The sequence below is a fragment of the Streptomyces sp. NBC_00273 genome (genome assembly GCF_036178145.1).
Classification (GTDB): Bacteria; Actinomycetota; Actinomycetes; order Streptomycetales; family Streptomycetaceae; genus Streptomyces.
Genome location: NZ_CP108067.1, coordinates 7,777,071 through 7,799,335, shown reverse-complemented (window position 1 = coordinate 7,799,335; position 22,265 = coordinate 7,777,071). Strand labels below are relative to the sequence as shown.

Here is a 22,265-nt window from a genome sequence, read left to right as displayed (position 1 = left end):
CTCATGATTCCTGACACATAGTCAGATGTGAAGGGGTGCAGGACGGATGGACGTGGACGGGGCACGAACCGGAACCTCGCAGCGGCGGGGCCGGCGCATCATGATGAGCGACGCGGAAGTGGACTCCTTCTTGCGCGAGCAGAAGACCTGCCGGGTTGCGACGGTCTCCCCCGACGGGCGCCCGCACGTGGGCGCCCTGTGGTTCGCGTGGGACGGCAGCTCGCTGTGGCTGTACTCGATCACGCGCAGCCGCCGCTGGTCCGACCTGAGCAGGGATCCGCGGATCTCGGTGGTCGTGGACTCCGGCGAGTCGTACGACGAGCTGCGCGGGGTGGAGCTGTCTGGCAGCGCCGTCTTCGTGGGCGAAGCCCCGCGGACGGGCGAGCCCTGCCCCGAGCTCGCGGAGGCCGAGCGGATCTTCCCGGTCAAGAACTTCGGCATCGAGGAGATGCCGCACGACGGGCGGCACGCCTGGATCCGACTGACGCCCGACTCGATCGTCTCCTGGGACTTCCGCAAGCTGTAGGGGGTGCCTCGGGCCGCGGAGCGGCGGACCTACCGGAGGCCGGCGGCCGCCTGTCGCAGCGCGTCGACCGCGGCCCGGATGGAGGGCCGGCGGTCGGCGTCCGCGCGCCAGACGGCGTACACGTGGCGGCGTACGCTGTCGCCGACCGGCAGCAGCCGCACGCCCGGCGGCACCGGGCCGCGGCCCAGCTTCGGTGCCACGCACACGCCGAGTCCGGCCTCCACGAAGGCCAGCTGGGTGTGGTGCTCCTCGGCGATGTGGGCGATGCGCGGCTCGATGCCCGTACCGCGCAGGCTGAAGACCAGCCACTCGTAGCAGAACTGCCCCTCGTTCCAGGAGATCCAGTCGTCGTCTCCGAATTCGGCGAGGGAGATCCCGGACTTCCCGGAGCTCGCGGTCCGGTCGGCCAGCCGATGGCCGGCCGGGACCGCGATGTCGACGGTGTCGTCCAGCAGGTGGGTCCGGGTCAGCTCGGCGGGCACCGGCATCCGCTTGTTGTGCCAGTCGATCGCCAGGGCCAGGTCGAGGTCCCCGCGCACGACGGCCGCCATGCTCTCCTCGGGCTCCTGCTCGCGCACCCGGACCCGTAGATCCGGATGCCCGGCCCGCAACGCGGCCAGGGCCTGGGGCAGCAGCCCGCGCATGGCGGTCGGGAAGGCACCGATCCGCAACTCGCCGACGGCGCAGCCCCGCTGGGCCTCGACGTCGGCCTGGGCGAGCTCCACCTGGGAGATGATCCGGGCGGCGTGATCGGCGAGCAGCCGGCCGGCGTCGGTGAGCCGGACCCCGCGCCCGTTCCTGGCCAGCAGCGGCTGTCCGACCTCGCGCTCCAGCTTGGCCAGCTGCTGGGACACCGCAGAGGTGGTGACGTGGAGGCCGTCGGCCGCGCCGCTGACCGAGCCGTGGCGGGCGAGGGCGTCCAGGGTACGCAGGCGCTCCAGGTTCAACATGTAAGCAATGCTACGGCGTCACCACGAGAAACTCTCGCTTGTCCTACGAAGTTGATACGAGCACAGTAAGTGGCATGAGCGCACCGACCACCCCCGGGCCGACCCTCCCGGCCGCCTCCCCGTCCGCGGTCTCCCCCAGCACGACCGCCGCCGCCTCCACCACCGGCCGGCGCCGGGGCGGCCTCCTGGACTGGCGGGTCCGGTTCGCGATCCTCTCGGTCGTCTGGGGCTTCAGCTTCCTCCTGATCAAGGTCGGCACGGAGGCCTACGCGCCCTTCCAGGTGGCGCTGGGCCGGGTCCTGTTCGGCGCGCTCGCCCTCCTCACCGTGCTCCTGGTCCGCCGCGAGCCGCTCCCCCGGGGACTGCGCACCTGGGGCCACCTCACGGTGGCGGCGCTGCTGCTCAACACCGCCCCGTTCTCGCTCTTCGCGTACGCGGAGCTGAGCATCCCCTCCAGTCTGGCCGGCATCTGCAACGCCACCTCGCCGCTGTGGGGCATGGCGCTGTCGCTGGTCGCCCTGTCCGAGGACCGCCCGACGCGCCGCCGGGTCGCCGGGCTGGGCCTGGGCTTCCTCGGCGTCCTGACCGTGCTCGGCGCCTGGCAGGGCTTCTCCGGCGTCGACGCCAAGGGCACCGCGTTCGCCCTGCTGGCGTCCCTGTGCTACCCCGTCGGCTGGATCTACGTCCGGCGCACGCTGGCCGGGACCCCCGGCTCCCCGGTGGCCCTGACCGGCGGACAGCTCATGGTCTCCACGCTCCAGCTCGCGCTCGCGAGCGCCGCGTTCAGCTCGGCCCCGAGCTCGTTCCCGCTCTGGCCGACCCTGTCGGTGATCGCGCTGGGCGCCCTCGGTACGGGCATGGCCCTCCAGATGCAGTACGGGCTGGTGACGGAGGTCGGCCCGACCACCGCCCAGATGGTCACCTACTTCATCCCGGTCATCGCCACCACGGCCGGCGTCCTGGTCCTCGGCGAGCAGCTCCACTGGAACACCCCGGTCGGCGCCGCGATCGTCCTGGCCGGCGCGGCCCTCACCCAGACCCGCCCCGGGGCCCGCAAGCCCGCCTGACCTTCCCTGATCCCTCCGGGTGGCGCGTGCCCCACCCCGACGGGTCGGCCGACCACCGGACCCACCGGTGTCCACCCGGCACGCAGGCCCCCCGGCGGCCGCCGACGCCGGGCTCGGTGTCCACCCCGTCCGGAATCGGCATCCCGTCGGGCCCGACGGATCCTTCCGCTTCGGCCCGCGGCGCGCGGCGCGCCGTCACGGCAGGACCGGGCACATCCCGTCCGAGCCCGACTCCCGAGCCCCGGGTTCCACCGCGCGGGTTCCCCTGCCCGGGGTCCGAGGCCCGGCTCCGCGGCGCGGGGCGGCCGGGCGCCCGTCAGTCGTACCGCACGCCCGCCGCCCCCACACTGGCCGCCGCGGCCACCGCGTCCGCCAGGCCCGGCACCTCGTCGACCGACAGCTGCGAGACCGTCAGCCGGACCCCCGGCCCCGCCTCGACCCGGAAGACGGCCCCGGGGGACACCGCCCATCCGGCGGCGAGCAGCCTGGTCACCACCACCGTCTCGTCGACCACCGGCACCCAGACGTTCAGTCCGCTGCGCCCGTGCGCGCGGATCCCCCGCTCCCGCAGCGCCTCGACCAGCGCGTCGCGCCGCGCCGCGTACGAGCGGGACACCGCCACCGGGTCGACCGCGCCCGAGGCCCACAGCTCCACCACCACGTACTGCAGCAACCGGCTCACCCAGCCCGGCCCCAGCCGCTGCCGACCCCGCAGCCGGTCCAGCGTGACCGCGTCGCCGGTCAGCACCGCGAGCCGCAGGTCCGGCCCGTACGCCTTCGCCGTGGACCGCACCAGCACCCAGTGCCGGGTCACCCCGCCCAGCGGATGCAGCGGCAGGTCGACGATCCCGTTCCCGTGGTCGTCCTCGATCAGCAGCACCTCGGGGTGGTCCGCCAGCAGCGCCCGCAGCTGGCGCGCCCGCTCCGCGCCCACCGCGGCCCCGGTCGGGTTCTGCGCCCGCGAGGTCACCACCAGCGCCCGCGCCCCGGCCGCCAGCGCCCGGGCCACCGCCTCGGGCCGGGGCCCGTCGTCGTCCACCGCCACCGGCAGCACGCGCAGCCCGAGCGCCGGGACCAGGTCCAGCGCCCCGCCCCATCCCGGGTCCTCGACCGCCACCGCGTCGCCCGCCCGCAGATGGGCGGTGAGCACCCGTTCGATTCCGTCCAGCGCACCCGAGGTCACCGCCACCGGCCCCGGCGGCACCCCGTCCGCATCGAAACCGGCCCGGGCCAGCTCCGCGAGCTCCGGGGCGACCGGGTCCGCCCCGTAGAGGGTCGGCGCCTGCGCGTACCGGCGGGCGGCCGCCGCCAGCGGCCCCTCCAGCGCGGGGAGCAGGGACACGTCCGGGCTGCCCTCCGCGAGGTCCCGTACGCCCTCCGGCACCACCATGCGCAGCGCGTCCCGCGGCGTGCTCGACGGTCGGGCCCGCACCCGGCTGCCGCGCCGCCCGTCGGTCTCGATGACCCCGCGCTCGCGCAGCGTCCGGTAGGCGGCGGCCACGGTGTTGGGGTTCACCCCCAGCTCGCCCGCCAGCTCCCGCATCGGCGGCAGCAGTGAACCCGGCGGGAGCGCGCCCGAAGCCACGCCCGCCTCCACGCCTGCGGCGATATCCGCTGCGCGACGCCCTGTGATTCGATAGTCTCCTAGCACAAACACCAGTATGCACTAGTGCAATGGAGTCGGCACCATGACCGCCACGCCCACCACGGAGACGCCCGCACGGACCGAGGGGCCCGCGAGGAACGGATCGACCGGAAGCTACGAGCCCACCGACCTCACCGTCCCCAGCCGCTCCCGCGACCGGGCGCGCTACGACCGCGAGACGGTGCACTCGATACTCGACGGCGCCTACGTCTGCCACCTCGGCTTCGTCCGCGACGGCGCGCCCGTGGTCCTGCCCACGCTGTACGCACGGGTCGGCGAATCGCTCTACATGCACGGCTCGACCGGCTCCCGCCCGCTGCTCGCCGCCCGCCGCACCGACCCGGGCCTGCCCGTCTGCGTGACCGTGACCCACGTCGACGGACTGGTCCTGGCCCGCTCGGCCTTCCACCACTCGCTCAACTACCGCTCGGTGGTCGTGCACGGCACCGCCCACCAGGTCACCGACGAGGCGGAGTGCCGCACGGCCCTGGACGCCATGGTCGACGCCGTCGCCCCGGGCCGCTCCGCCGACACCCGGCCGGCCAACGCCAGGGAACTCGCCGCGACCTCGGTGATCCGCGTGGACCTCGCCGAGGTGTCCGCCAAGATCCGCAGCGGCCCGGTGAACGACGACGCCGAGGACCTGGACCTGCCCCACTGGGCGGGCGTGGTGCCGGTGGCCCCGGCGTACGGCACCCCGGTGCCCGCCGCGGACCTGGCCCCCGGCATCGCCGTCCCGGACTACCTCAGCGCGCTCTGAGGGCTGCGCCGCACGGGGGTGGGCGCGGCCGCCGGCCTACGGGCCTCGGCCACGATCAGCGCGCCCACCGCCGTCAGCAGCAGTACGGTGCCCAGCACCACGGCGCCGGTCAGCCGCTCCCCGAGCAGCAGGACCGCAATCACCGCCGCGCTCACCGGCTCGATCAGCATGATCACCGACACGGTGGCGGCCCGTACCGCGGCGGCCCCCGTGAAGTAGAGCGCGTACGCCAGCGCGGTCGGCACGGTGGCGACGTACACCAGCAGCCAGAGCACCCGTCCGAGATCGGCGGTGTGCGGCAGCAGCCCCTCCACCGCGGCGAGCGGCAGCAGGCACACCGTGCCCACGGCCACCGACCAGGCGGTGGTCACCAGCGGGTCTCCGCCCGCCCCGCGCTGCCCGAGCCAGCGCGCCCGTAGGGTCATCCCCGCGTACCCGGCGGCCGACAGCAACGCCCAGCCGACGCCGAGCGGCCGCACCTCGCCGCCGCCGCTGCCCAGCACCAGTACGGCCAGACCGGCCAACGCCCCCGCGACGGCGACCGCGCCGCCGCGACCGAGCCGCTCGCCCATCCAGTACCGGGCCCCCAGCGCGATGATCACGGGCCCGGCGCCGAGGGTGACCACGGTGCCCACCGCGAGGCCCGTATCGCGCACGGCGGCGAAGTACGCGGCTTGGAAGAGGGTGAAGAGGAGCCCGGTGACGACCAGCGAGGCCACCGAGGGCCGCACCCGCCCCGGGGCGGGCCGGGACCCGCGCACGGCGAGCACTCCGAGCAGCACCACGAGCCCGCCCGCGCACCGCCAGAAGGACAGGGCGAGCGGGCCGAGGTCACTGGCCAGGAAGAGGAGGGAGGCGGCCGCCCCGGCGGTGCCCCAGGCGGCTCCGGCGACGACGAGGTACAGCAGACTGCGCCCGGCAGCGGGCGAATGGTTCGACACGAGATGTCTCCGCGCATGCATGAAGGATGAAAGAAGCAGGTCATCGCTTCGCGGGCAGCACGGACCCGCCCGGGGCTCCCGGGCCGGGTACCTGTCGTGGTGGCGCCGCCCGCGCTAGGCGGCGGGAGGCGGAAGCACGGTCGAATGCATGACCGCCACCCTAGCCCTTGCCGACCGTGGTCGGCTCACGATCCGCTGCGGCCTGCCCGGCCACGACCGGCGGGGCCACTGCCGGCGGGGCCGGCCGGGAGGACTGCGCGATGAAGGCACCGCCCAGCACCAGGCCGCCGCCGACGATCTGCCAGGTGGAAAGGTGCTCGCCCAGCAGGATCCAGGCGAACACGGTGGCGACGACCGCCTCCAGGAAGGCCACGACGCCGGCGACCTGGGGCGACAGCCGGCGCACCGAGACCACACCGGTCAGGTAGGCGAAGACGGTCGCGACCAGCACCACCCAGGCGAGCAGCACCGGCGCGGGCACCATCGTGCCGCCCACGGAGGCGTCGCCGCCCAGCACCTGCCAGTCCATCTCCCAGGGCCGGGCGATCACGGTCATCACCAGGGCGCCGACGAGCATGCCGTACGCGATCACCCCGAGCGGGTCGGGGGCGTCGTCCCCGTCGGCGCCCTGGTCGGCGAAGACGAAGTAGAAGGCCTGGCAGCAGGCGGCGGCGAGGCCGAAGAGCACGCCGAGCAGGTCCAGGCTCAGCCCGGCCCAGATCTCGACCACGCAGGCCAGTCCGACGACGGCCACGGCCGCGCCCGCGGCGGCACCGCGCGTCACGGGCTTGCGCTGCACGAAGCGGATGTAGCCGAGCAGCAGCGCCGGGCCCAGGTACTCCAGCAGCAGGGCCACGCCGACGGGGATGCGGGACAGGGAGGCGAAGTAGAAGGCCTGCACACCCGCGACGGCGACCAGCCCGAAGCCGGCGAGCAGCGCGGGCCTGCGCAATACGAGGTCACGGTGGCGCCAGGCCAGCGGGGACAGCACGAGCGCCGCCCCGGCCACCCTGAGCCAGACCATGTGGAGGGGATCCAGACCCGCCTCGATCAGCGGCTTCGCCGCCACTCCGGAACCACCGAACGCGAACGCCGAGACGAGGGCGAGGCCCAGTCCGGCATTTCTCCCTGACGCTTGCATCCCGCCATCATGACAGGGCGGGTCAGGACCGTCACGGGGATGACACCTGTTGAGACGGAGTCGAGATCACGGCCCGTCGACGCCGGCCACATCTGACAGGTCGTCAGTATTGAATGTTCCGCCCGCCGGGGCTACCTTCCGCCGCACGTACCCGACGAGAAGGGGTGGTCGCATGGCCGAAGTCACCGCGGAATCACGCATCGAGGCGTCCGCCGCGCTGCTCTGGTCCCAGCTGACGGACTGGGACGCGTACGGGCAGTGGAGCATGACCCACACGAACTTCCCCGGGGGCGGTCCCGAGACCCTCGCGGTGGGCGCCACCTTCGCGGAGAACATGAAGATGATGGGCTTCCCGGCCGAGGTCCTCTGGACCGTCTCGGAGCTGGAGGCCGAGCGCCTCTTCGCCATCACCGGCAAGGGCCCGATGGGCGTGGCGGTCCTCACCCGGTACACGCTGATCCCGGACGGCGAGGCCACCACGGTCCGCATCGACGGCGAGTTCACCGGGGCCGCCGTCTCCTTGATGGCGGGCAAGCTCAAGGACTCGGCCACCGCCGCACTGAACGAGTCGCTGCGCAAGCTGGCCGGCCTGGTCGTCTGACCTCCGGACCGCCCGGCCCGCAAGCGAAGGCGCGCCCCGCGAGAGGAACTCGCGGGGCGCGCCGCCACGTGCCGGGGCCGGTCGGGCTCAGTGCTCGTCGGCCAGGATCAGGTAGAGCTTCTTGCGGGCGTCGTTGATGACCCCGAGGGCCTTCTCCCGCTGCTGGGGCGATCCGGTCTTGAAGACCTGCCCGAAGGCTTCCATCAGGCCGATGCCGGCCGTCCGGACCTCCTGCATCGCCTCGAAGTCGAAGCCGCGCCCGGCGTCCGCCCACGGGGCGTCCGGGCCCGACTCGGCCTCGGTGCGGCCGGCGTCGGTGAGCGTGAACAGCTTCTTGCCGCCCTCGCTCGCACTCGTGATGAGCCCCTCGTCCTCGAGCAGCTGCAGGGTCGGGTAGACCGAGCCCGGGCTGGGCTTCCAGGCCCCGCCGCTGCGCTCGCCGATCTCCTGGATCATCTCGTAGCCGTGCATCGGCCGGTCGGCCAGCAGCGCCAGGATCGAGGCGCGCACATCGCCGCGCCGGGCCCGGCCCCGCGGTCCACCACGTCCGCCGCGACCACCGAAGGGGCCTGCGCCGAAGGGCGGCCCGAACGGGCCGAAGGCGGCTCGCCGCCCCTTGAAACCCTCCCGACGATCGGGCCCGCAGTGGTCGTGGCCCCGTCCGTGGTCATGGCCGTGGTCGTGTCCGTGCTGTCCGTGTGAACGCATGACTGCGCTCCTTTCGTCACGTTGTCGTTGCTTCATCGGTTGTCCGATGTCTCCACTATCGGCGACGGATCGCGACGTGTCAACGATATATCGGAACCTGTCGCCGACAGTGCGCCCACGACCGGTGGAAGGGTTGACTTGTCTCATCGAAGCTGGGCCGAACTGTCCGGCCCCAGCCGGCCTGGGCAGCATCTGCCCGTACGCCTCGCCCCTGGCCGCTGAACAGTCGCCAGCTGGTCGAGGACCGGCGAAGACGCGCATGCTCGGCGTAATCGGGAGGCGAGATCGGCGACGGATGGGGAACACTTCGCCAGGTGATCGTGATGCAGCCCGTCCTGGAGATGAACACCCCTGACGGCTTCGACCTCTGGCCCGTCGCCGAGACCGAACAGTTCAGTTTCCTGCCGCTCAGCGGTGGGCTCTCACCCGCCGAGATCGGGACGGCGCTCATGCGTATCGCCGCTTGCAACGACGTGGACCCCGCAGACGATGACGACCTCCCACCACGGCCGGCCGAGCCTCTCAGCGGCTTCCTCCACGGACTGCTGAACCTCGACAGCCTTTACGCGGCGGGCGGCCTGCGCGTCACGGACAACTCCACGGGCGTCGCCTTCTCGCCCGGCTGCTGCGACGGACTGGAGGACTGGCACGACTGGTACCAGGTCGTCGACGGCAGCGGCGCAATCGGGTACGGCCACGATCCGGAGCCGTCGCTGGCCGAGCGCCTCGGGGACACCATCCGCCTCACCGTCGCCACCGACCGGATCGACAGTCCCGTGATCGAGCTGTCGGTCACCGAGCTCCGCCATCTGCTCGCCAGCGCCGAGCGCGACCTGACCGAGTTCCTCGCGGCAGCAGCGGACTGGATTTCCGAGCACCTCCCTGACCACTCCGCTCCTCTGACCGCCGCCCTCGCCCGCGTTCTCGCCCTTCCCGCGCCGGGCACGAGGAGTTGCTGACCCATGGCGTCGACTGCCGCTCCGCGGCTCAGATCCCTCAAGCCCAGCAGCAGCTAACGCACCCACCGGTGCCCCCACGACGCCCCACGACGCTCCCACCAGATCAGACACCGATCGGCCCAACGTCGGTGAAACTCACGGGCACCCGCCCGTCTTCGCCGAGACAGGTCAAGCGCGCCAGTACGGAGCGGACGGAGTGACGCGACGGCCACTCCCCGTGGGTTGGCCGTGTCCTGGCCGTGCGCTGTAGCTCGCTTGCACCGTTGCTGGCCCGTGGACGGCGAGTCTGGAGCCGCTTCCCCCCGAGGGCTTCCCGGCAGGGACTGCCCGACGGGAAGCAGACGCTCCGACCCACCACACCCTGGAGATGCGTTGACCCGTCGTTCCCTCAGCAAGCGCGCAGCCGTCGTCGCCGGCACCGCGGTCCTGACCCTAGGTACCGTCGGTACCGTCGCCGCGACGGCCGGACCCCAGCACCGGGACCCCCGACCCGGAAAGGCCCAGATCGCAGGCCTCTTCGACACCTGGAACAAGGCACTGCAGACCGGCGACCCCAAGAAGGTGGCCGACCTCTACGCGAGCGACGCGGTCCTCCTGCCCACGGTCTCCAACAAGATCCGTACCGACCGTGCCGAGATCGTCGACTACTTCGAGCACTTCCTGCAGAACGAGCCCGCCGGCGCGAAGGTCGAGACCATAGTCAACGTCCTCGACAAGAACTCCGCCATCGACACCGGCGTCTACGCGTTCACGCTCACCGACCCGAAGACCGGCGCGAAGAGCACCGTGAAAGCCCGCTACACGTACGAGTACGAGAAGCGGAACGGCAAGTGGCTGATCGTCAACCACCACTCCTCGAAGATGCCCGAAGGGTGATGACCACCCACAGGCCGGATCCGGGAGCGTCCTGCAGGGTCACCGTGCCGCCGTCGTCCGTCACCAGCTGTTTGACGACGGCGAGGCCGAGGCCCGAACCGGAGCGCCCGGTCAGGCCCTGACCGCGCCAGAACCGGTCGAAGGCGCGGGACTTCTCCGCGTCGGACATGCCGGGTCCCTCGTCGAGGACGGAGAGCACGGCCTCGGCACCGCGGAGGTCGATCCGGACGGTGATCGTGCCGCCGTCCGGTGAGACCTCCAGCGCGTTCGAGAGGACGTTGTCCAGCACCTGGTCCAGATGGCCGGGGCTGGCCAGCACGGCCGGCCGGCCGTCGGCGCCCTCCCCGAACGCAATGGTGACCCCGCGCTCGTCGGCGGCCGGCCTCCACACCGACAGCCGTTCCTCCACGATGTCCCTGAGCGGCAGCGGCTCCGCCGCGGACACCTTGGCCTCCGCCCGGGCCAGCACCAGCAGGCCGTTGACCAAGCGGCTCATCCGAACGACCTCCGCGGTCGCCAGTTCCACGTCCTCGTGCACGAACTCGTCGTCGACGCCGTCCGCGATGTTGTCCAGCGACAGCCGCAACGCCGTGAGCGGCGTGCGCAGTTGGTGGGAGGCGTCCGCGACGAAGATGCGCTGCGAGGCGATCAGCGTGTCCAGCCGCTCGCCCGCCTGGTTGAGGGTGCGGGCGAGGGTCCGGGTCTCCTGCGGACCCTCCACCGGGGAGCGTGCGGACAGGTCGCCGTCACTGAACCTGCTCGCCACGTCGTTGAGTTGGCGCAGCGGCCGCGTCAGCCGGCGGGCCACCACCGCACCGATCAGGGCGGCCACGCCGAGCACCGCCACCGCGAGTCCGGCCCGGAAGCCCCAGATCGTCCACAGCCGGTGGGTGAGGTTGCCGGTCGAGTAGACGATGCGCACGGCGCCGACGATCCGGCCCCCGTCCTTCGCGGGGACGGTGATCACCAGGTCACGGCCCCAGATGAGGTCCGAACCCCAGTCGGTCGTCGTCTCCCCGTCCTTCAGCGCCCGGGTCAGGACCGCGTCGGAAGCCGGCGCGGGAATGTCCGGCGCACAGGTGTCGGTGATGGTCACCTGCACCCGGTCGTGGGTCTCCTGCTCGTACGCCCGCACCACCTCCTCCAGCGCCTGACAGGAGCTGGCGTTGCCGTTGCCCAGCAGCAGGGCCATGGTGGTCGCCTCGCGCTTGACGAACGCCTCGGTGTCGTCGCGCAGCTGGGCCGTGAGCGTGAAGGCCACCGGCACGGTGAACAGCAGGATCGCCACGGCGACGAGCAAGATGTAGCTGCGGATCAGCTGGCGGATCACGGAGCGTCGTCGTTCCCGCCCTTGGCGGCCTCGAGCCGGAAGCCGACCCCCCGTACCGCCTCGATGGTGATCGCCCCGGCGAGTTTGCGCCGCAGCGCCGCCACGTGCACGTCCAGCGTCTTGGTCGGCCCGAACCAGTTCGCGTCCCAGACGGCTTCCATGATCTGCTCGCGGGACATCAGCGCGCCGGGCTCCTCCGTGAGGAAGGCGAGCAGGTCGTACTCCTTGGGGGCGAGCGCCACCTCTTGGCCGTCCAGCCGGACGCGGGCGGCCCTGCGGTCGATGGTGAGCCGGGAGCCGTACCGGTCGGGGATGCTCTCCGGGGACGACGGGGTGCGCGGCTGCACGCGTCGCATCACCGCGCGTATCCGCGCGATGACCTCCCGGACCCCGAACGGCTTGGACACGTAGTCGTCGGCACCCAGTTCCAGGCCGACCACCCGGTCCGTCTCGTCGCTGCGGGCACTGATCACGATGATCGGCACGGCACTGCGCTCGCGCAGCGCCCTGCACACGTCGAGGCCGTCGGTGTCCGGCAGCCCGAGATCGAGCAGGACGACGTCGTACGGGCCCCCGTGGCCCAACGCCGCGCCGCCCGTGGTGACCCACTCGACGTCGAAGCCGTAGCGACTCAGGCCTCGGAGCAGGGACTCGGCGACCGGCTCATCGTCTTCCACCAGTAGTACGCGCACACTGCGCACACTAGTGCGTACCGGCAATCCGGTTCACGGCGGCAACGGTGAACCGGAGCCCTGGGTAAGGGGCGTTGCGCGCCGGCTCGCGGCCCCTGTCCCGCTCGAGGCGGAGCTCGGCACCCCGTACCCGGTCGCCCGGCGGCACATGGCACCGCTCGGCGGGCCCGAAGTGATCTGGGCACCGGTGTTCGGCACGACCGGGCGGCGCCTGGTCGTCGCGGGCCCCGCTCCAGGCGGGCGACCGCCTCCTCACCGACGACCGTCGCATCCGCCTCGTGCTCCGCCTGCACACCACCTGGCCGATCTGCGCACCCGCCACCACACCGGACCGGGCCAGTCACCCCCGATTGACCTTTGTCGATGATCAAGGAACCGCCCTACCGTCGGGGCATGCGCATCCGAATCGTCGACGCCTTCACCGACCGCCCCTTCCAGGGGAACCCCGCGGCAGTCCTGCTCCTCGACGCCGCGTTCCCCCCGGACGCCTGGCTCCAGCAGGTCGCCTGCGAGATGAACCTCTCCGAGACCGCCTTCGCCCACCCCCTGCCGCCCGGCGGGGACGCCGACTGGGCGCTGCGCTGGTTCACCCCGGCCGCCGAGGTGGACATGTGCGGCCACGCCACCCTGGCCACCGCGCACGTACTGGCCACCAGCGGGCTCGCCACGGGACTGATCCGCTTCTCCGCGCGCTGCGGCATCCTCACGGCCGAGACGGCCGAGGACGGCACGGTCACCATGGACTTCCCGACGTCCTCGCTGACGCCGGTGGCGGCGCCGGCCGCCGTGGACCACGCGCTCGGCGGTCCCCCGATCCTCTCCGTGCACGACACCGCCGACCACATCGGTGACCTCGTCGTCGAGCTCGCCGACGAGAAGACCGTGCGCGAGCTGGAGCCGGACCACGGCGCCCTGCGCGCCTTCGCCCGACGGGGGGTGATCGTCACCGCGCCCGCCGAGGATCCTTCGCTCGGGTACGACTTCGTCTCCCGCGGTTTCTTCCCCGCCTTCGGCATCGACGAGGACCCGGTCACCGGCAGCGCCCACACCGCGCTCGCCCCGTTCTGGGCGGAGCGCCTGGGCCGCACCGAACTGACCGGCCTCCAGGGCGGTGCGCGCCGCGGGCTCGTACGGGTGACCCTGGCGGGCGAGCGCACCCTGCTGACCGGCCGGGCCGTCACGGTCGTCGACGGCGAGCTCCTCGCGCCCCCGCCCGGGGCCGTTCAGGCGGGGTGAGCACACGGGACACTAACGCGAGCGCGGACGCGGACGCCGACCCGGGCCGGACGTGCCGGTCCGGGCGGGTCAGCCCGTGGACCCGCCCCCGTCCCGCTCCGCGTCCCCCTCGCCGTCCCCTTCGGCGTCCCCCTTCGATCGCGCCTTCGCAGCCGCCTTCTCGCGTGCGGCACTGCGCCGCTTCCGCTCGTGTTCCTCCCAGGCGGCCGAGTCGATCCGCTTGCGGTACACCTGCTTCGGCTCTGCCGCGCCCAGGTGCACCGTCCACACCCACAAGAGGGCCGACACGACGAAGAGGACGCCCGCCACTCCCAGGTAGGAGGCGATTTCCTCGGACTCGGAGACGCCGTCCTCGTGCATGAAGCCGGGTACGCCGGCGATGAGCGCGTTCACCCACCACGCGAGCGCGACGTTGAACAGGAGAAGGGAGAGCCAGTAGACGACCCGCACGCTCTTCGCCGGGCCGCTCGCTTCTCCCAGGAGCAGGAGGCGGCGCAGCGAGACCGGCCCGGTCCGGTGGCGGCCGCCCGTGTCCGCCTTGGCCCGGCGCACCGACGCGTAGCACTCGTCCAGCCAGCGCCCGGGTTCCGGATCCGGGGGCGGCGCATCGGTCGGCGCCAGCTCCTTGGCCTGCAGCCAGCCGGTGAGGAACTGGATCTCCAGCGCGGCCTTCTCCAGGCGCCTGCGGTAGTGGTGGTCGCTGCTGCGCGCCTCCCGTCGGTCCCGGATGAGGAGGCTGATCCCGCCCACCAGGCCGGTGACCACGGGCACCAGGAACGGCGCGAACGGCACGAGGGAGTCCATAACAGCCACCGGGTGCGCCTCCTCACTGGTGCTGTGGCCGGACAGGCGTGCCGGGCGCCGCGACCCGGTGGACCTCGCCGGTCACAGCACTGGCCTCCAGCGTCGCACCGCTCCCGCGTCCGTCACCGCCCGGAAGGGCCGATCGGGTGGGCCGCCGCCGGTCACGGGGTCGGCAGCCAGCCCACCTTGCCCGCGAGCAGGGCGTACCCGCCGAAGGCCACGATGTCGAGGAGCGCGTGCGCGACGACGAGCGGTGCGACCCTGCCCCACCGCCGGTAGGCGAGGACGAAGACGACGCCCATCACCATGTTGCCGATGAAGCCGCCGATGCCCTGGTAGAGGTGGTAGGACCCGCGCAGCGCGGAGCTGGCCAGCAGCGCGGCCATGGGCGACCAGCCCAGCTGGCCGAGCCGGCGCAGCAGGTAGGCCAGCACGATGATTTCCTCCACCACGGCGTTCTGCAGTGCGGAGAGGATGAGCACGGGGAACTTCCACCACACGTCGGGCAGCGCCTCCGGCACCACCGTGAGGTTGAATCCGGTGGCCCGGGCGCCCAGGTAGAAGGCCAGCCCGGCGCTGCCGATCCCGGCCGCGACCAGGGCGCCCCGGCCGAAGTCCCACCCGGGCCGGGTGCGGTCGAAGCCCAGCACCCGCAGCCCGGGGGCGCCCTCGCGGGTCAGCAGGTGCGCGACCAGCAGTACGGGTACCAGGGCGCTCGCGATGCCGAACAGCTGCCAGGCGAGGTCCAGCCAGGGCCGGCCCGGGGCGTAGGAGCCGTTGAGCGTGGCCGCCTGGTCCTTGAGGCCGCCGGGCTTGGTGAGCGAGCCGATGAAGCTGATCAGTGCCGAGACCCCGCTCGCGCCCAGCGACAGCGCGAGGACGAGCAGCGTCTCGGTGCGCAGCAGGCGCCGCCGCCCGTCCTCGTCCAGTTCCAAGAACACCGGCTCCGGCTCCGTCCGCACGCCCGACTCCGTCCTGCCATCCCGTTGTGACCACCCCATACTGCCTCCTCGGCGGACGGGAAGGATCACTGCGGGGCCATCGGCAAGATCGCCGGACGGTGTCGGACGCACGGCGGGAGCGCGGTGGGCGGGCGCCGGGCGGGCGCCCCAGCCCTGGCCGGGGCAGGGGCCGGGGCCGGGGCAGCCGGTCAGCGCACGACGGGCACCGAGGCGGTCACCTCCTCCGTCAGCCCCACCGGCCAGGTGTGCACCGGGTCGCCCTTGTGCATCAGCTCGCTGTACCTGCGGGTCGTCGCCGCCAGCGCCTCGTCCCGCTCCAGTCCGGCGGCGAGGGCCCGGTGGTAGGTGTCCACCTGCCAGGTCGCCCCGTTCACCCGACGCCGGCAGCGCTCCTCGATGATGCCGAGGTAGTGGTCCCGGTCCGCGGGCTCGATGCCCCAGGCGTCCAGCCCCGCCGCCGCCATGGGCAGCAGCTCGTCCAGGACCAGCCGTACGGCGGGCACGCTCGCCAGCCCCCCGGCCCGGCCGCGGCGCGGCCACCGCAGCCGCGCGTCGATGCCGTACCGGCAGGCCGCGTCGAAGTTCGCCTCCGCCTCGGCGAAGGGCAGCCGGGTCCAGACCGGGCGCGGTTCGTCCGCGAGGGTGCGTACGAGCCCGTAGTAGAAGGCGGCGTTGGCGACGACGTCGGCGACCGTCGGCCCGGCCGGCAGCACCCGGTTCTCCACGCGCAGGTGCGGCACCCCGTCGGCGACCCCGTACACGGGCCGGTTCCACCGGTAGACGGTGCCGTTGTGCAGGACCAGTTCCTGCAGGCCCGGTACCCCGCCCTCGTTGAGCACCCGCAGCGGCTCCTCCTCGTCGCATATGGGCAACAGGGCGGGGAAGTAGCGGACGTTCTCGGTGAAGAGCTCGTACGCCGAGTCCACCCACCGCTCCCCGAACCAGGTGCGGGGCCGCACGCCCTGCGCCTGGAGCTCGGGCGGCCGGGTGTCGGTGGCCTGCGTGAACAGGGGCGGCCGCGACTCCCGCCACAGCTCGCGCCCGAACAGGAAGGGCGAGTTGGCGCCGACGGCTATCTGCGCCGCGGCCACCGCCTGCGCCGCGTTCCACACCGCCGAGAACCGGGCCGGAGTCACTTGCAGGTGCAGTTGTACGGAGGTGCAGGCGGCCTCCGGCACGATCGACCCGGAGGTCCAGATCAGCCGTTCGACGCCGTCGATGTCGAGCGTGAAGTCCTCCCCGCGCATCATCAGGATCTGCTCGTTGAGCAGCGAGTAGCGGTCCACCGCCGAGAGGTTCGCGGTGACCAGGTCGGCGCGGGAGATCGTCGGCAGAATACCGATCATCACCACTCCGGCGTCGATCTCCGCGGCCTTCCGGTGGGCATAGCCCAGCCCGGCGCTGAGTTCCTCGGCGAGCCGGTCGAATACTCGGCCGCCCAGCCGGTGCGGAAGGACGTTCACCTCCAGATTGAACATTCCCAGTTCGGTCTGGAAATCGGGGCTCGCAATCCGCTCCAGCACCTGCGCATTCACCATTCTCGGCAACCCGTCGGCGCCCGCGAGATTCAGCTCGATCTCCAGTCCCATCATGTTCTTCGGGCGATCGAACCTCTTCTCCGCCAGGAGCCGCTCCAGTCCCTCCAGACACTCGTGGAGCTTCCTTCGATACCGCTGCCGATCGGATAGGTCGAATCCGCCCGCCACGACCTTCTCCCCCATCGAAGCGTCCCTCCTCGAGTGGGCCTGGCCCGGTACACCCAGGCGCGCGTTACGGTCGATGATGCCCCGGCAGCGTGATCCATAACGCGCGGGCGGCGTGCGCGACGTGGAGCGCGCGCCGGTTTGGCCGAAGGGCGCTTCGGCACATTCACCTGGCAAGTCGCTTTACGCAAATTCCGCCCCGACTTTGCCTCGTTCAGATAACCGAAGCTTTCCAGCCGAGCCCCCATCCGGTAACCTCCGAGGTCAGCGCGACATGTTCGCGCGCATCCGGCATGAAAGCCATGTCAGCGGGTCCGGTAAGCGCCTTGCCGGCAATAGGCGAGACAGCTAGCCGAAACACTGCGTGAACACATGTCGTATAAACTCCGCAAACGAGGCAGAGAGTTGGCGCGCGGCCATTGCCCCTCGGCCCCCCTCTGGCCCCAGAATGCGAGTCCGCACCTGCCCCCGTTCCACCGGTCTCCCAAGTGAGAGGCGACCCACCATGCCGCTGCATGTCCCTCCGGCTCCCGCGCCCGCCCTGCGCAGCGTCCTCGCGGCACTCGGTTCCCCCACCGCCGTCCACGAGGCGCACACCCCGTCCCTGCGCGCGATCCAGGGGCCGCTGACCGCCGAACTCCCGCTTCCGGTCCACGTCCTCGACCGGCTGGGCATGTCCAACCTCGCGGCCGGCGGCAGGCCGCCGCGCACCCGGCTCACGGCCTGGCGGTTCCTGATCCGCAGCGGGGACCGCTACGTCGCGGCGGCCGACACCCGACTGACTCCCGACGGCTGGGTCTTCTCCCATTTCTTCGAGGGCCCCTACGTCGCGGCCACCGAACGCGCCCTGCGCCAGGCGGAGTCCCTCACCACCGGCTACCAGCCGCGGCTGCTGTCGGTTCCGGAGCTCTACATGCTGACCCTGTGGCTGCACGGGGCGGTGGGCGCGGACGCCGCCGCCGGGCTGCCGGCCGGCGAGGACCTGCTGGTGCCCCTCGCACCGGCCCCGCCCGGCATCGCCGCGTACCGGCCGCATCCGGTCTCCGAGCTGCTGCCCGTACTGACCCGTCGGCTGACCCCGACGCCGGCGGCGGCGCCTCCCTCCTTGGCCGCGCCCGCCGCCTGACCCGAATCACCCATCCGGCCTAGTCCACCCGGGCCACTTGCGAACCATCCGAAATGACAGGGGAGTTGGCCTGAACCGCCCGCACGAGTGATGCGTCATCAATCTGTGAGGACGGCTGCCGGGAAATACCTGCGAAGCGGCTGCCATGGAGGAAGACTGATGACACGCTCCCCGCGGGTGCGGGGATGACCCAGGGGGACGGCCATGAATCACGCATCGAGCCGTAGCACACAGACCACACCGCAGCGAAAGAACGCATCCATGTGCCAGCACCAGCCAGCCTGCCCGTCAGCCGAATCCGCCGACCGGGAGGCCGCGCGCCCGGTGGCCAACCACCCGGAGCAGGGCTGGAGCCTGCTGTGCAACGGCGTCCTGCTCTTCGAGGACACCGGTGAACTGCTGCCGGACGGCCAGATCATCGCCCCGCACCGCCCGCTCGCGGCGGCCTAGGCGAAGTCGTCCGACCGACCGTAGCGAACGACGAAGGGGCCGGCCCGGGAGAGTCTCCCGGACCGGCCCCTTCGTCATGTCGTACGACCGTCATACGGCGGTCGTACGACGAGGTACACCTCAGGCGTCGTACTCGTCCAGCGGCGGGCAGGAGCACACCAGGTTGCGGTCACCGAAGGCACCGTCGATGCGGCGCACCGGCGGCCAGTACTTCTCGGCGGCCGTGACCCCGCCCGGGAAGACGGCCTCGTCCCGGGTGTACGGGTGGTTCCACTCGCCGCCCAGCGCCGCCGCGGTGTGCGGGGAGTTCGCCAGCGGGTTGTCGTCCGCCGGCCACTCGCCGCCCGCGACCCGCTCGATCTCACCGCGGATCGCGATCATCGCGTCGCAGAAGCGGTCGATCTCGGCGAGGTCCTCGGACTCCGTCGGCTCGATCATCAGCGTGCCGGCGACCGGGAAGGACATGGTCGGCGCGTGGAAGCCGTAGTCGATCAGACGCTTGGCGATGTCGTCCACGCTCACGCCCGTGGCCTTCGACAGGGGCCGCAGGTCGATGATGCACTCGTGCGCGACCAGGTTGCCCGGGCCGGTGTAGAGCACCGGGTAGTGCGGCTCCAGGCGCTTGGCGATGTAGTTGGCGCCGAGCACCGCCACCTGGGTGGCGCGCTTGAGGCCCTCGCCGCCCATCAGGCGCACGTACGACCACGAGATCGGCAGGATGCCCGCCGAACCCCACGGAGCGGCCGAGATCGGGCCGACGCCCGTCTCCGGGCCCGCGGTCGGCTGGAGCGGGTGGTTCGGCAGGTACGGGGCCAGGTGCGCCCGGACACCGACCGGGCCGACGCCCGGACCGCCGCCGCCGTGCGGGATGCAGAAGGTCTTGTGCAGGTTCAGGTGCGAGACGTCGCCGCCGAAGTGACCCGGCTTGGCCAGGCCCACCAGGGCGTTCAGGTTGGCACCGTCGACGTAGACCTGGCCGCCGGCCTCGTGCACCTGGGCGCAGATGTCGGCGACGTGCTCCTCGAACACACCGTGCGTCGAGGGGTACGTGATCATCAGCACGGCGAGCTCGTCGCGGTGCTGCTCGATCTTGGCGCGCAGGTCGGCCGTGTCCACCTCGCCGTCATCGGCGGTCTTGACGACGACGACCTTCATGCCGGCCATCACGGCGCTGGCGGCGTTGGTGCCGTGCGCGGAAGACGGGATCAGACAGACGGTGCGCTGCTCGTCGCCGTTCGCCCGGTGGTAGGCGCGGACGGCCAGCAGGCCGGCGAGCTCGCCCTGGGAGCCGGCGTTCGGCTGGATGGAGACCTTGTCGTAGCCGGTCACCTCGCAGAGACGTTCCTCCAGCTCGTTGATGAGCGTGAGGTAGCCCTCGGCCTGCTCGACCGGTGCGAAGGGGTGCAGCTGACCGAACTCGGGCCAGGTCACCGGCTCCATCTCGGTGGTCGCGTTGAGCTTCATGGTGCAGGAGCCCAGCGGGATCATGCCGCGGTCCAGCGCGTAGTCCTTGTCCGAGAGCTTGCGCAGGTAGCGCAGCATCGCGGTCTCGGAGCGGTGCTGGTGGAAGACCGGGTGCGTCAGGTACGCGTCCGAGCGCAGCAGGCCCTCGGGCAGCGTGTCGACCGTGGTCGCGTCCAGCGCCTCGATGTCCGCGGTGACGCCGAAGGCGGCCCAGACGGCCTCGACGTCGGCGCGCAGGGTGGTCTCGTCGCAGGCGACGGAGACGAGGTCGGCGTCCACCTGGAACAGGTTGACCCCGCCCTCGCGGGCGGCGGCGACGACCTCGGCGGCACGGCCCGGCACGCGGGCGGTGATCGTGTCGAAGTACGAGCCGTGCACGATCTCGACCCCGCCGGCCGTCAGACCGGCGGCGAGCAGCGTGGCGTAGCGGTGGGTGCGGCTCGCGATCGTCCGCAGGCCGTCCGGGCCGTGGTAGACGGCGTACATGCCGGCCATGACGGCGAGCAGCACCTGCGCGGTACAGATGTTGCTGGTGGCCTTCTCCCGGCGGATGTGCTGCTCACGGGTCTGCAGCGCCAGGCGGTAGGCCTTGTTGCCGTCCGCGTCCACGGAGACGCCGACGAGGCGGCCGGGCAGGGAGCGGGCGTGCTTGTCCTGGACGGCCATGTAACCGGCGTGCGGTCCGCCGAAGCCCATCGGGACGCCGAAGCGCTGGGTGGTGCCGACGGCGATGTCCGCGCCGAGCGCACCCGGGGAGGTCAGCAGGGTCAGCGCGAGCAGGTCCGCGGCGACGGCGACGATGGCGCCGAGCTCGTGGGCCTGGTCGATGACGGGCTTGATGTCACGGACGGCACCGGAGGCGCCGGGGTACTGGACCAGGACACCGTAGATGCCGCGCTCGGCGACCTCGGCCGGGATGCCGGCGGACAGGTCGGCGACGACGACCTCGATGCCGATCGGCTCGGCGCGGGTCTCGATGACGGCGATCGTCTGCGGCAGCGCGTCGGCGTCCACCAGGAAGACGTTGCCCTTGGACCGGCCCACGCGGCGGGCCAGGGTCATGGCCTCGGCGGCCGCGGTGCCCTCGTCGAGGAGCGAGGCGCCCGAGGTCGGCAGCCCGGTCAGCTCGGCGACGACCGTCTGGAAGTTCAGGAGCGCTTCGAGGCGGCCCTGGGAGATCTCCGGCTGGTAGGGCGTGTACGCCGTGTACCAGGCCGGGTTCTCCATGACGTTGCGGAGGATCACCGGCGGCGTGAAGGTCCCGTAGTAGCCGAGACCGATCATCGGCGAGAGGACCTGGTTGCGGTCGGCGAGCGAGCGCAGCTCGGCCAGCACCTCGGCCTCGGTGCGCGCCTCGGGCAGATCGAGCGCCTCGGCGGTCTTGATCACATCCGGGACCGCGGCAGCGGTCAGTTCGTCCAGGGAGCCGTAGCCCACCTGGGCGAGCATCTTCGCCTGCGCCTCGGCATCCGGGCCGATGTGGCGCTGTTCGAAGGGGATGCCTCGCTCCAACTGGGAGAGCGGAATGCGGTTGGCGGTCATGTACGGAGGCCTCCTGGTCGTATGACCTGCGAGGGGCACCACGGCGCGGGCACCCGGACGGCCTCCCCCTCTGTCATCTGCACCTGAGAGTTTCACCGGAGTCACGGGGGTATCCCGCTGTTCCGGCTTTCACCGTCGGTGAGGAGGGGGACCGGCACTGCACGCCCGGTACCCGCCCTGCTTTCCAGAGTGGCCTCGTCCGTGCGGTACGTATGCCTGAGAGATTCCGGGGAGGATTTGCTCCTTCGGCGCCTCCGTCTCGTTCACTCGGAGGACTCTCCCGCACAGGGTCGACAGCCGTTCACCAGCGTACCAGCGAGGATCTGAACCCTCCCCGAGTGGCCTCCGCTGCGGATATGCACTTCTGTAGTCATTACGGAGCAGTTGCGACCTTTTGGAGGGACCGTGCAGACCGACATCGATCCGCGCAGCCTGATCGGCCGAAAGGCGTTCGACCGCAATGGCACCAAGATCGGCACGATCGACGAGGTCTACCTCGACGATGCCACGGGCGTCCCGGAGTGGGCCGCGGTCCGGACGGGGCTCTTCAGCCGGGACGCCTTCGTCCCGCTGGAGCCGAGCGAGCTGGTGGGCGACGCCCTGCGGGTGCCCTTCGAACGCGCCCTCATCAGGGACGCCCCGGACTTCGGTGTCGGGCGCCACCTCTCCCCCGAACAGGAGCTGCAGCTCTACCACCACTACGGGCTGGACACGACCCTTCCGTCGGACTTCAACCACGACTTCGGCCGCCTGGCGGGTGACGAGAGCTGACGAGAGCTAGG

General features: G+C 72.1%; 21 protein-coding genes and 1 riboswitch. Of the genes, 10 read left to right on the top strand and 11 right to left on the bottom strand.

The features are described 5' to 3' along the window. The first annotated feature begins 100 nt into the window (after nucleotides 1-100). Complete coding sequence (locus tag OG386_RS34935; RefSeq protein ID WP_328793478.1) at nucleotides 101-526, top strand: pyridoxamine 5'-phosphate oxidase family protein; 426 nt, start codon at nucleotides 101-103, stop codon at nucleotides 524-526. Nucleotides 527-555: 29 nt separating this feature from the next. On the opposite strand, the gene OG386_RS34930 is transcribed toward OG386_RS34935, so the two are convergent. After that, nucleotides 556-1,476: a LysR family transcriptional regulator gene (locus tag OG386_RS34930; protein WP_328791358.1), complete on the bottom strand. Its 921-nt coding sequence runs from the start codon at nucleotides 1,474-1,476 to the stop codon at nucleotides 556-558. 38 nt (nucleotides 1,477-1,514) lie between these two features. On the opposite strand from OG386_RS34930, the gene OG386_RS34925 reads away from it, so the two are divergent. Beyond that, a complete protein-coding gene (locus tag OG386_RS34925) occupies nucleotides 1,515-2,543 on the top strand; it encodes a DMT family transporter (RefSeq protein WP_328791357.1) in 1,029 nt (342 codons plus the stop codon). Between the two features lie 316 nt (nucleotides 2,544-2,859). Here OG386_RS34925 and OG386_RS34920 read toward each other — a convergent pair whose 3' ends face one another. Beyond that, the gene (locus OG386_RS34920; RefSeq protein ID WP_328791356.1) at nucleotides 2,860-4,194 is read right to left on the bottom strand and encodes an aminotransferase class I/II-fold pyridoxal phosphate-dependent enzyme; all 1,335 of its coding nucleotides are present in this window, start codon (nucleotides 4,192-4,194) and stop codon (nucleotides 2,860-2,862) included. A 37-nt stretch (nucleotides 4,195-4,231) separates the two neighbouring features. Between OG386_RS34920 and OG386_RS34915 the strand changes: the two genes are divergently transcribed. Further along, on the top strand, nucleotides 4,232-4,948 hold the full coding sequence (locus OG386_RS34915; RefSeq protein ID WP_328791355.1) for a pyridoxamine 5'-phosphate oxidase family protein: 717 nt from the start codon (nucleotides 4,232-4,234) through the stop codon (nucleotides 4,946-4,948). Here the strand turns inward: OG386_RS34915 and OG386_RS34910 are convergent. Then, entirely contained in the window at nucleotides 4,930-5,889 is a 960-nt protein-coding gene (locus OG386_RS34910) for a DMT family transporter (protein ID WP_328791354.1), read from the bottom strand. The two genes, OG386_RS34915 and OG386_RS34910, sit on opposite strands and share 19 nt — an antisense overlap. Before the next feature lie 160 nt (nucleotides 5,890-6,049). Next, entirely contained in the window at nucleotides 6,050-7,030 is a 981-nt protein-coding gene (locus OG386_RS34905; protein ID WP_328791353.1) for an EamA family transporter, read from the bottom strand. Nucleotides 7,031-7,202: 172 nt separating this feature from the next. Between OG386_RS34905 and OG386_RS34900 the strand changes: the two genes are divergently transcribed. Beyond that, nucleotides 7,203-7,631, top strand: a complete 429-nt coding sequence (locus OG386_RS34900; protein ID WP_328791352.1) for a type II toxin-antitoxin system Rv0910 family toxin — start codon at nucleotides 7,203-7,205, stop codon at nucleotides 7,629-7,631. Nucleotides 7,632-7,718: 87 nt separating this feature from the next. On the opposite strand, the gene OG386_RS34895 is transcribed toward OG386_RS34900, so the two are convergent. Then, nucleotides 7,719-8,339 carry a PadR family transcriptional regulator gene (locus OG386_RS34895; protein ID WP_328791351.1) on the bottom strand — a complete coding sequence of 207 codons (621 nt, stop codon included), beginning with the start codon at nucleotides 8,337-8,339 and terminating at the stop codon, nucleotides 7,719-7,721. 323 nt (nucleotides 8,340-8,662) lie between these two features. Here OG386_RS34895 and OG386_RS34890 point away from each other — a divergent pair, with 323 nt between their 5' ends. Both OG386_RS34890 and OG386_RS34885 read left to right on the top strand, forming a co-directional pair. Continuing rightward, the gene (locus OG386_RS34890; RefSeq protein ID WP_328793477.1) at nucleotides 8,663-9,298 is read left to right on the top strand and encodes a hypothetical protein; all 636 of its coding nucleotides are present in this window, start codon (nucleotides 8,663-8,665) and stop codon (nucleotides 9,296-9,298) included. 372 nt (nucleotides 9,299-9,670) lie between these two features. Then, nucleotides 9,671-10,174, top strand: a complete 504-nt coding sequence (locus OG386_RS34885) for an SgcJ/EcaC family oxidoreductase (protein ID WP_328791350.1) — start codon at nucleotides 9,671-9,673, stop codon at nucleotides 10,172-10,174. Here the strand turns inward: OG386_RS34885 and OG386_RS34880 are convergent. Then, entirely contained in the window at nucleotides 10,140-11,504 is a 1,365-nt protein-coding gene (locus OG386_RS34880; RefSeq protein WP_328791349.1) for an ATP-binding protein, read from the bottom strand. The two genes, OG386_RS34885 and OG386_RS34880, sit on opposite strands and share 35 nt — an antisense overlap. Next, nucleotides 11,501-12,196, bottom strand: coding sequence for a response regulator transcription factor (locus tag OG386_RS34875; RefSeq protein WP_328791348.1), 696 nt, complete (start codon nucleotides 12,194-12,196; stop codon nucleotides 11,501-11,503). Before OG386_RS34875 ends, OG386_RS34880 begins: the two co-directional genes overlap by 4 nt. 393 nt (nucleotides 12,197-12,589) lie before the next feature. Here OG386_RS34875 and OG386_RS34870 point away from each other — a divergent pair, with 393 nt between their 5' ends. Further along, nucleotides 12,590-13,432 carry a PhzF family phenazine biosynthesis protein gene (locus tag OG386_RS34870; protein WP_328791347.1) on the top strand — a complete coding sequence of 281 codons (843 nt, stop codon included), beginning with the start codon at nucleotides 12,590-12,592 and terminating at the stop codon, nucleotides 13,430-13,432. A 69-nt stretch (nucleotides 13,433-13,501) separates the two neighbouring features. Here OG386_RS34870 and OG386_RS34865 read toward each other — a convergent pair whose 3' ends face one another. From OG386_RS34865 to OG386_RS34855, 3 genes are all read right to left on the bottom strand, one after another. Beyond that, the gene (locus tag OG386_RS34865) at nucleotides 13,502-14,245 is read right to left on the bottom strand and encodes a hypothetical protein (RefSeq protein ID WP_328791346.1); all 744 of its coding nucleotides are present in this window, start codon (nucleotides 14,243-14,245) and stop codon (nucleotides 13,502-13,504) included. 152 nt (nucleotides 14,246-14,397) lie between these two features. After that, entirely contained in the window at nucleotides 14,398-15,237 is an 840-nt protein-coding gene (locus OG386_RS34860; RefSeq protein ID WP_443053246.1) for a CPBP family intramembrane glutamic endopeptidase, read from the bottom strand. A 149-nt stretch (nucleotides 15,238-15,386) separates the two neighbouring features. Further along, nucleotides 15,387-16,919: a glutamate-cysteine ligase family protein gene (locus OG386_RS34855; RefSeq protein WP_327386526.1), complete on the bottom strand. Its 1,533-nt coding sequence runs from the start codon at nucleotides 16,917-16,919 to the stop codon at nucleotides 15,387-15,389. Between the two features lie 487 nt (nucleotides 16,920-17,406). Here OG386_RS34855 and OG386_RS34850 point away from each other — a divergent pair, with 487 nt between their 5' ends. Together OG386_RS34850 and OG386_RS34845 are read left to right on the top strand one after the other, a co-directional pair. Beyond that, nucleotides 17,407-18,027, top strand: a complete 621-nt coding sequence (locus tag OG386_RS34850) for a hypothetical protein (RefSeq protein ID WP_328791344.1) — start codon at nucleotides 17,407-17,409, stop codon at nucleotides 18,025-18,027. Nucleotides 18,028-18,288: 261 nt separating this feature from the next. Then, on the top strand, nucleotides 18,289-18,477 hold the full coding sequence (locus OG386_RS34845) for a DUF5999 family protein (RefSeq protein ID WP_030009772.1): 189 nt from the start codon (nucleotides 18,289-18,291) through the stop codon (nucleotides 18,475-18,477). Nucleotides 18,478-18,597: 120 nt separating this feature from the next. Here OG386_RS34845 and gcvP read toward each other — a convergent pair whose 3' ends face one another. Next, nucleotides 18,598-21,483, bottom strand: coding sequence for an aminomethyl-transferring glycine dehydrogenase (gene gcvP / locus OG386_RS34840; RefSeq protein WP_328791343.1), 2,886 nt, complete (start codon nucleotides 21,481-21,483; stop codon nucleotides 18,598-18,600). 194 nt (nucleotides 21,484-21,677) lie between these two features. Then, nucleotides 21,678-21,776: riboswitch (glycine riboswitch) on the bottom strand. A gap of 112 nt (nucleotides 21,777-21,888) precedes the next feature. On the opposite strand from gcvP, the gene OG386_RS34835 reads away from it, so the two are divergent. Continuing rightward, complete coding sequence (locus tag OG386_RS34835) at nucleotides 21,889-22,254, top strand: PRC-barrel domain-containing protein (RefSeq protein ID WP_328791342.1); 366 nt, start codon at nucleotides 21,889-21,891, stop codon at nucleotides 22,252-22,254. Nucleotides 22,255-22,265: the final 11 nt, after the last annotated feature.